Below are 10,041 nucleotides of genomic sequence, written 5' to 3' on the forward strand. Positions count from 1 at the left end.
ACCCCGCCCCCCACGAGTAGAAAGGGGTGGGGAAAGGGTGGGGTTACCCCACCCTCCCCGGTTCAGGCAATTGCGCCGGTTTCACGCAGGGCCGCGATTGCCGCCGCGTCCAGGCCCAATTCGCGGAGAATCTCTTCGCTATGCTGGCCATTGCTGGCCTTGCTGCCTGCCTGCGCCGGAGTGCGGCTCAGGCGCGGCGCGGGCGCCGGATGGGTGACCCCGTCACTGTCCACGAAGGCGCCGCGTGCCTGGCTGTGGGCGTAAGCCGGCGCCTCGCTGAAGTCCAGTACCGGAGCGAAACAGACATCACTCCCTTCCAGCAATGCACACCACTGGTCCCGAGTACGGGTGGCGAACAGCGTCTGCAGCTTCTCGCGCTGTGCTGGCCACAGGCTTCGGTCCCACTGGTTCTTGAACAGCGGATCATCGATCTGGCACAGCGTCAGTAACTGCTGGTAGAACTGCGGTTCGATCGAACCGATTGAAATGAAACCGCCGTCTGCACAGGTGTAACAGCCATAGAAAGGCGCGCCGCCGTCAAAAATGTTCTCGCCGCGGTCGGTCCATTGGCCACTCTGCTTGAACTCGTAGTACATGGTGCTGAGCAACGCCGCGCCATCGCAGATAGCGGCATCCACCACCTGCCCCTGGCCGGATCGACGCGCTTCCAGCAAGGCGCAGACAACCCCGAACGCCAGAAACATCGCGCCCCCGCCCATGTCGCCGACCAGGTGCAAGGGTGGCGTCGGGGCCCGGTCCGCGTGGCCCATGGCATGCAGGGCACCGGTAATGGCCAGGTAATTGAGGTCATGACCTGCGGTATGCGCCAGCGGCCCGGACTGGCCCCAGCCGGTCATGCGCCCATAGACCAGCCTGGGGTTGCGCGCGATGCACACCTCAGGCCCCAACCCCAGGCGCTCCATCACACCGGGTCGAAAGCCTTCGATCAACACATCGGCGCCGTCGATCAGGCGCAACAGCACATCGGTCGCCCCCGGCTTGCGCGGATCGATGACCAGGCTGCGACGGCCCCGGCCGATCACACTGTCATCGCCGTTGAGAAAGCCCGATTGCTGGCGGTCGATGCGGATCACCTCCGCGCCCATGTCTGCAAGCAGCATGGTGGCGAACGGTGCAGGCCCGATCGCGTTCATCTCGACTACCTTTACCCCGGCCAATGGTCCTGCCATGCTTTTTTCTCTCTTATTGGTTAGTGGCATTGCGGTCGGCGTACCGACCTGCAACAGGCTAGCCAGAGGGCCGGGGGCAACCTATCGCTCGAACGAGTGAAATTGACGCGAGGTTGCGCGCCCGTGGCATTATCTGCACGACAGAACAACCAGAGCCGCCCGTCACAGGCGGCCCCATTGGCCAGAGAGACCCATGCCCACTCGTCACGACCTGACTGCCCGCCTGAGTCTTGTACCCAGCCGCATCCTGCCGTCGGCGCAACAGGCACAAGCGCCCGCCCATGTGATCCATGCGGACAAGTTCGTGGCCCCCACGGGCGGCTCGCCCCTGCTTGCTCGCGACAACCTGGTCAATGCCCTGGAGGCAGCGCAAGAAACCCGCCTGATCTTGATCTGTGCCGGCGCCGGTTACGGCAAAACCACCCTGATGCGCCAGTTGCGCGAGCGCTGCCTGGTAACGGGCCGTCGCGTGTTGTGGCTTACCCTCGATCACGCAGACAACGCGCCGGCGCGGCTTGCCGCACACCTGTATGCAGGTGTGCAGGCACTCGATGGTCACGCGCCGGGCGAGCCCATTACCGATCAGCACCTGCTGTTGCAACGGTTGCCGGCACTCGAGCCCGGCTTCACGATCATGCTGGACGATTTCGAAGCCCTGGAATCGCCGCAGAGCCTGGCATTTGTGCAACAGGTGCTGGCTGCTTTGGCACCTGGTGCACGCCTGGTCATTGCTTCGCGCGCCAATCCCGAACTGGCCCTCGGGCGTCTGCGCACACAGGGCCAGGTACTGGACGTGGGCACCGATGCATTGCGCCTGGGCCCGGATCAGACTGCGGCGTTCCTGCGCAGCCGCTGCCCGTCGTCCATCGGCGATGAGCACATCGCCCGCTTGCAGGAAATCACCGAAGGCTGGATCACCGGCCTATACCTCGCCACCCTGTCGCTCAATGGCCGCATGGACCTGGGTGAGGGAGTCGGTGCTTTCTGTGGCAACAACCAGCAATTGGCCGAATACCTCACCGAAGACATTCTTGCCAGGTTGAGCGACGAGCTACGCCAGTTTTTACTGCAGACCAGCGTTCTGGAGCATTTCAGCGCACCGTTGTGCGATGCCCTCACCCAGCGCAACAACAGCGCCGAACTGATCGGGCAGCTGCAACGCGCCAACCTGTTCATTCAGCCTGCCGACCCGCAACACCAGTGGTTCCGCTATCACCGGCTGATGCATGGCTTCCTGCGCAATGCCATGGCCCGGCAATCGTCGCAGCAGGTGCGGGACCTGCACCGCGCAGCTGCCCATTGGTACCTGGAGCAGAACCACCCCGCCGCTGCCATCGACCATTTATTGCAGGCTGGCGACATTGATCAGGTGGTTGCCGAACTGGACCAGCGCCTGGACGAACTGGTCGACGCCGGGCGCCTGCGCATGCTGCTGCGCTGGCTGGACCAGTTGCCCGTGCGCACGTTGCAGGAGCGCCCGCGCCTGGTGCTGGCGCATGCCTGGCTGTTGATCCTGGACCGCCGCTACCGTGACGCCATGCAGGTGGTGCAACGCAACAGTGTCACGCTGGAAACCGAGACCATCCGCTGCCTGTTGCTGGCGTTCACCGACCAGCTCGAAGCAGCCTTGAGCACGGCCCAGGCCCACATTGAACAGTTACCCGCCAACGACATCCTGCAATTCGGCATGGTCGCCACCCCGCTGGCCTTCTGCATGATTGCCACCGGTCGCCACGACGAAGCCCGGGCGTTGCTGATGCGCTTGGCGCGGCAGGCGCCGCAGGAGCGCTCTGTGCTGGTCGACGGGATTGTCGTGTATATCGAAAGCTCGCTGGAGTTGACCCAGGGCCAGCGCCGCGCCGCACTTGCCCGTCTCGAAGCCGCCGTAGCCGACCGTGCCAATGCCGACCGTATCAGCAGCGCCCGGGGCAAGCGAGTCGGTCCGCGGGCAACCCTGGAGATCCTCCATGCCCTGGTGCTGTACGAGGGTGATGCCCTTGACCAGGCCAGCGCCATTCTCGACCGCATCCCGCCCCATGTCCTTGATCTGGGCGGCCCCGACTTGCTTATCGCGCAGCGAATCGTACTGGCACGTATCGCGTTGCAACGCGACGACCGCCAGAGCTGGATGCGCCATCTTGCCGACCTTGAGCAACTGGGCCGACGCAGCGGCTGTGAGCGCATTCTCTGCGCCGCCTGGCTTGAGCGCACCCGCGTGGCAACCCTGGAGGGGCGCCTGGACAGCGCAGCCCAGGCTTTGGCGACGGCCGACCTGGCCGGGCAATGGGACGTGCCGCACGTACTGACCTTTGCCTGCGATGCCGACACACCGTTCATTGCTCGCCAGCGCCTGCTGATCGCCCGGGGTGATCATGCCGCGGCCTCCAGCGCTCTGAGCGCAGCGCTGGAGGATGCCGAGCAGCGTCAGCATCGACGCCGTGCCCTCAAGCTGCGCCTGTTGCTGGCCATGGCGCTGGCCGGCAGTGGCCGGCAAAAGCAGGCCCTGGAGACACTCACCCCAGCCCTGCGCCTGGCCAGCCAGGAAGGCTTTTTGCGCACCTTTCTCGAAGAAGGGCCGGCGCTGGTCAAGCTGCTGGAGCGCTGGGCAGTAGCCTGTCAGGCATTGTCCAGCAGCCTGGATATCGCCCCGGAGTTTCTTGTGGAGCTGCTCAAGCGCAGTGGCGCCCAGGGCGAGAGCAGCGAGGGCGCCGAACCTGCGGACGACCTGCAGCTCACCAGCCGCGAACTGCAGGTCATTCGCTTGCTGGCCGCCGGTAACCGCAACCGCGCCATTGCGCAGCAGATGCACCTCTCCGAACACACGGTCAAGACGCATTTGCGCAACATCAGCGCCAAGCTCGGCGCCCAGGGCCGCACCGAAGCCGTGGCGATCGCCCGGGCACGCGGCCTGCTCGACTGATCAGGCCAGCATCCCCAGCGACTTGGCCCGCATTACCGCCTGGGTGCGGCGCTTGACCCCCAGTTTGTGGTTGATTTTCACCGTGTGGGCCTTGACCGTATTCAGCGAGATAAACAGCTGCTCGCTGATTTCCTGGTTTGACAGGCCATGGGCGACCAGTTGCAGCACTGAAATTTCCCGTGATGTGAGGCTGTCGCGAGCCCCGGGCGCCGACAGCATCAACGCGCTGCCCTGGCCGCCCCAGCCTGCCAACAGGCTGGTACGCGCCAATGCTGGCGTATCGCCCGGGCACAGCACGCCGCGCTGTTGATCGATACGCATCCGGGCCACCTGCGCCTCGGGCAACAGGCCGTAAAAACCCAGCCGCTCACAAGTGTCGAGCAGTGCCTGCAGGCGTATGGACGCGTGTTCGAGTTTGCCAGCACCCCATTCGGCCAGGGCCAGGAGCATTTGCAGGCGTTGCGGCAACGACGGTGCGTGCAGCGGCGGCAGGCGTCCGGCGCCGTCCGCTATCGCCTTGCGCACCAGCGGCAGTATGGTTTGCCAGTCTTGCTGGCGAGCCATCAGGCGCAGGTACTGGTAGTCGATCAGCGCCTTGTAACAGCCCTCGCCGACCCGGCACCGCTGCATATGCCGCTCGGCATTACGCAGGTGCAGGCGCGCCTGCTCCAGCTCGCCTTTGCACGCTGCCACTTCCGACAGGCCGATCAAGGCATGCAACACGTAGGGATCACTGCTTTCGATGCCGCGTTCCAGGCCTGCGCGCAACAGCCGCTCGCTGCCCGACACATCACCACGCAGCAGGTACAGTTCACCGCGCAGCAACATCAGGCGACTGAGCAACAGGTCGTGGTTGCCACCGTCAGCGGCGACCAGGTCAAAGCACTCCTGCAGTACCGCCCCGGCCAGGTCCAGTTCACCGTAAAGGATGAGCTGACGGATTCGATCAGCACTGATCAGTACCTCGCTGGCAATGCAGCCATGGCGCCTCGCCAGTTTGAGCGACGATTCCAGCAGGGTTCGCGCCTGTTCCGGCTCACCGGCGGCCATCGCTACCCGCGCCAGGGTCGAATAGCACAGAAACGATGAGGGCCAGTCACGCAGTTCCAGGTGTTGCAAGGCCGACTGACAATGCTCGCGTGCGCTGGCAGCATCGCCGCTCAGACCCGACAGTGTGCCTTGCAAGGCCTGCCAGTTGGCCAGCAGTCGGCTGTGATGGCTGGCCTTGGGCTGCGGAGTGGCCCAGGCCAATCGGGCGATGTGCGCCCGGGCATCATCCAGGCGCCAGCTGCTCAGCAATGCCCTGCCATTCAGGTAAATCAGGCTGGGCGAACATTCCAGTGCGCGCTGCGGCAGCCGCGCCAGCCAGTCGAGCCAGGTGTGCAGGTGGCGCCCGCTGAACATCCAGTCCAGGGTCAGCCGCTCCATCAGGCTGGCAGCCATTTCGGGCTGCTGGGTGCACAGCGCCAGTTCGATCGCTTCATCGATGAAGCCGGCTTCGCATAGCAGGCGGCAGGCGTCCAGGCGCAAGCGATTGAGCGCCGAAGCCGGCAGTTCACCTTGCAATGCCAGCGCCACGGCCGGCAGCAACCGGTACCACAGGCCATCGGCGCCGACTGGCAAAAAAAACGACTCGGATTGCAACAGGCCCCGCAACAAGGCACCGGCATTGCCCTGTGGCCATAACCGCTCGCAGAAATCCACCGATAGCCGTGGCAGGTAGGCTGCACCCATCAACAGCGTACGTTCCTCTTCGGACAAAGGCGCTAGCAACTCACCGCCCAGGTATTCGCGCATCCAGCTCGCCCCCGCCCGCTCATTGCGCTCGCCAGCGCCCAATAGCAGACGCACGCCGGCGCACCAGCCCTGCGTCTGCTGCCATAAACGCGCAGTGGTGGTGGCGTTGGCCAACGGATCAAGGTGCCCTACCAGTGTTTCAAGCTCGTCCTTACTGAAGGCAAGCTGCCAGGCGCCCAATTCCAGCAATTCACCTTCAAGCAGCAAGCGCGCCAGCTTCCAGGCCGGCCGCTGGCGGCAGCTGACCCACAGCTGCACGGGGGCCTGCGAGCGTATCAGGCGGTCAATCCAGACGTTGAGCTCTGCACTGGCATCGGCGGGAAAATCGTCCAGGGCCAGCCAGCATTGATCCTTGCTGCACGTCAACGCGACGAGCAACGCCTCGGAATCTTCGGCCACCTCGGTGGCCAGCCCGAGGCCATTGGCCAGACGCCGGCAAAACTGCGCAAGCGTCGGCGCGTGACCGCCAAGGTCGAGCCACAGCCAACGCACACCGTCAGTGCAGCGACGCATGCAGTCGTTGAGCAACACCGTCTTGCCATAACCCGCCGGGGCGCAGAGCAAACGCAAACGATACGTACGGTCGAGCAAGCGCGCCTCCAGCGGTTCACGCTGAAGATGGGCCGATGGCGCTCTGGGCAGGGCCATCGGGGGAAAAGGCTGGGACACGGCGGCTCCTGAAATCGATCAAGTCAGGCTGCATATTCGCGCGCGAGGTGCCACTAACCCATCCGCCAATCGAGGTATTTTGCAGCGTAAGCCGCCGCCACTAATGCTTTCGGGTAGTCGCCAGAAACATCCAATCAGGCAATTCATCACCCAGGTTCTGCCACCTAGGATGGCAACGCCACATCATCCGAACCTGGAGAACCGCATGACAACAACAAAAAAGCGCGGAGTGTTTCAGCCAAGTCTGCTGGCTGCTGCCGTCGCTCTCGGCGCAAGCCAAATGGCGTGTGCCGTTGACTTCAACATCGGGGAGATCGAGGGGCAGTTCGATTCGTCCTTGTCGATCGGTGCCAGCTGGGCGGTACGGGGTGCCGACCCTTCACTGATTTCCAACTTCAACTCGATGGGCAAGCGCGGCACCGCCTCGTCGCGCACCGTCGACGACAACCGCCTGAACTTCAAGAAGGGCGAAACCTTCTCGAAGATATTCAAAGGCGTCCACGACCTGGAGCTCAAGTACGGCGACAGCGGCGTGTTCGTCCGCGGCAAGTACTGGTACGACTTTGAGCTCAAAGACGAGCACCGCCTGTTCTACGACATCGATGACAGCGGTCGCGATGACCTGGCCAAATCGTCCGGCGCCGAATTCCTCGATGCCTTCGTCTACCACAACTACACCCTGGGCGACCTGGCCGGCAACGTGCGCCTGGGCAAGCAGGTGGTGAGCTGGGGCGAAAGCACCTTCATCGGCAACTCGATCAACAGCATCAACCCGATCGACGTGGCGGCCTTGCGACGCCCCGGTGCCGAGATCAAGGAAGGCCTGATCCCGGTGAACATGCTGTACGTTTCCCAGGGGCTGACCGACAACATCACCGCCGAGGCGTTCTATCAGCTGGAGTGGGACAACTCGGTGGTCGACAACTGCGGCACGTTCTTTGGCAATGACGGTGTGCCGCGCGGCTGCAACGACCGCCTGGTGGTCGCCGGCCTTGACCTGGCGCCGGGGGTTTCCGACAACCTGGGCGCACCGGATGCCAACAGCAACGTGTACATCCCGCGCCTGCAGGACAACGAACCCGGTGACAGCGGCCAGTACGGCCTCGCCTTGCGCTGGTACGTGCCCGAGCTGCACGACACCGAGTTCGGCCTGTATGCCATGAACTACCACAGCCGCTCGCCGTTCCTGAGCACCGTGCGCACCACCGGTGCCGGTACCCCTGCCAACGCCCTGAACGTGCCACGCAACGCCCGCTATTTCATTGATTACCCCGAAGACATCCGCCTGTATGGCCTGAGCTTCCAGACCACGCTGAGCAGTGTTTCCCTGGGCGGTGAAGTCAGCTACCGGCCGAACATGCCTCTGCAGCTCAATACCGCCGACCTGCTCAACGGTACGCTCAACAGCCTGACCTCGCCGCTGATCACCACCGGCTTCATCGCCCCGCCGTCGGCGGCGGTTGCCGGTACCGACATCAATGGCTACAAGCGCATGCCGGTACTCCAGACGCAGGTGACCGCCACGCAGTTCTTCGACCAGGTCATGGGGGCCAGCCGCCTGACCCTGGTGGGTGAAGTGGGTTACAACCGGATCAACGGCCTGGGCGAGCAAGACGGCACCGACCTGCGTTTTGGCCGCAGCCCGGCCTACGGTTCCGGCATTCTGCCAGGCGCCGCTGGCCTCGCCACATGCCGGGGTACCGGTGTGGGTACGCCCACCGCCAGCAACCCGGCCCAGCAGTGCAATGACAAAGGCTTCTACACCACCAACTCCTGGGGCTACCGCCTGCGCGCCAAGCTCGACTACCCGAACGTGATCGCCGGCATCAACCTCTCGCCCAACCTGGCCTGGTCGCACGATGTCGACGGTTACGGCCCGAACTTCGAGGAAGGCAACAAGGCCATCAGCATTGGCCTGGATGCCGACTACCTCAACACCTACACCACCAGCCTCAGTTACACCGACTTCTTCGGTGGCGACTTCAACACCAACGTCGACCGCGACTATGTCGCGCTCAGCTTCGGCGTGAACTTCTGACACAAGAGCGGAGAACCACCAGCATGAACACCCGAATCATGATGCGTACCGGCGCCCTGGCGCTGTCGCTGCTGGCGACCAGTGTGATCGCCGCCGTTTCGCCGCAGGAAGCGCAACAACTGGGCACCACCCTCACACCGTTGGGGGCGCAAAAAGAAGGCAATGCCGATGGCAGCATCCCGGCCTGGACCGGCGGGCTCAAGCCCGGTGCCGCGCCGGTGGATGCCAACGGTTTTCTGGGCAACCCGTTTGCCAGTGACAAGCCGCTGTTCGTCATCACCGCCGCCAACGCCGAGCAATACAAGGACAAGCTCACCCCCGGCCAGCTGGCGATGTTCAAACGCTACCCGGACAGCTACAAGATCCCGGTGTACAAGAGCCAGCGTACCGCCGCAGTACCGGAAAACATCTATGCCCTGGCGAAAAAGAGTGCACTGAACACCGAACTGACCGATGACGGCAACGGCCTGCGCAACTTCGTCGAAACCCGTTACTACCCCTTCCCGATCCCGAAAAACGGCGTCGAGGTCTACTGGAACCACAACAACCGCTACCGCGGTGGCAACATGTTTCGCCAGGCTGCCCAGGCTGCGCCGCAGGCGAACGGTTCCTACTCCATCGTCGAATATGACGACGAGCTGAGCTACCCGCAGTACATGGACGGCGTCGACAACAAACAGGCCGAAAACATCTTCTACTTCTACAAACAGCGCATCACCGCCCCGTCGCGCCTGGCCGGCAACGTCGTGCTCATCCATGAAACCATCGACCAGGTCAAGGAACCGCGCCTGGCGTGGGTCTACAACGCCGGCCAGCGCCGTGTGCGGCGAGCGCCGCAGATCGCCTACGACGGTCCGGGGTCAGGCGCCGACGGCCTGCGCACCGCCGACAACACCGACCTGATGAATGGTGCACCGGACCGTTACGACTGGAAGCTGGTCGGCAAGAAAGAACTCTACATTCCCTACAACAACTACAAACTGTGGTCGCCGAGCCTCAAGTACGACGACATCATCAAGCCCGGCCACATCAACCAGGACCTGACCCGTTACGAGCTGCACCGGGTCTGGCATGTGGAGGCCACGCTCAAGGCCGGTCAGCGCCACATCTATGCCAAGCGCGACATGTACTTCGACGAAGACACCTGGCAGCTGGCCGAGGTCGATCACTATGACGGCCGCGGTCAGCTCTGGCGCGTGGCTGAAGGCTATGCCGTCAACGACTTCGAACGGGGCGCCCCGGCCTATGCCATGCAGGGTATCTACGACCTGATGGCCGGCCGCTATAACGTCCTGGCGATGACCAACGAGTCCAAGCACGCGACCTTCTATGGCAAGCAAGCGCGCATGAATGACTACACCCCGGCAGCCCTGCGTAACGCCGGCGTTCGCTGAGTCCGAAGCGCAATAAAAAAAGCGGCGGTCAAT

The 10,041-nt window shown here is 63.7% G+C and carries 5 protein-coding genes; 3 read left to right on the forward strand and 2 right to left on the reverse strand.

Features of this window, described 5'->3' with window-relative positions:
* Positions 1-62: 62 nt before the first annotated feature.
* Positions 63-1,190 (reverse strand): CaiB/BaiF CoA transferase family protein, encoded by a 1,128-nt coding sequence (locus I5S59_RS14405; protein WP_197877217.1) that lies wholly within the window; start codon positions 1,188-1,190, stop codon positions 63-65.
* Positions 1,191-1,383: 193 nt separating this feature from the next.
* Here I5S59_RS14405 and I5S59_RS14410 point away from each other — a divergent pair, with 193 nt between their 5' ends.
* Positions 1,384-4,110, forward strand: a complete 2,727-nt coding sequence (locus tag I5S59_RS14410) for a LuxR C-terminal-related transcriptional regulator (protein ID WP_197877218.1) — start codon at positions 1,384-1,386, stop codon at positions 4,108-4,110.
* Here I5S59_RS14410 and I5S59_RS26460 read toward each other — a convergent pair whose 3' ends face one another.
* Positions 4,111-6,576, reverse strand: coding sequence for a LuxR C-terminal-related transcriptional regulator (locus tag I5S59_RS26460; protein ID WP_332262075.1), 2,466 nt, complete (start codon positions 6,574-6,576; stop codon positions 4,111-4,113).
* A gap of 205 nt (positions 6,577-6,781) precedes the next feature.
* Between I5S59_RS26460 and I5S59_RS14420 the strand changes: the two genes are divergently transcribed.
* Positions 6,782-8,614, forward strand: coding sequence for a DUF1302 domain-containing protein (locus tag I5S59_RS14420; RefSeq protein WP_197877219.1), 1,833 nt, complete (start codon positions 6,782-6,784; stop codon positions 8,612-8,614).
* Between the two features lie 23 nt (positions 8,615-8,637).
* Positions 8,638-10,008, forward strand: coding sequence for a DUF1329 domain-containing protein (locus I5S59_RS14425; protein WP_197877220.1), 1,371 nt, complete (start codon positions 8,638-8,640; stop codon positions 10,006-10,008).
* Positions 10,009-10,041: the final 33 nt, after the last annotated feature.

This window comes from Pseudomonas alkylphenolica (genome assembly GCF_016009175.1).
Taxonomy (GTDB): Bacteria; Pseudomonadota; Gammaproteobacteria; order Pseudomonadales; family Pseudomonadaceae; genus Aquipseudomonas; species Aquipseudomonas alkylphenolica_B.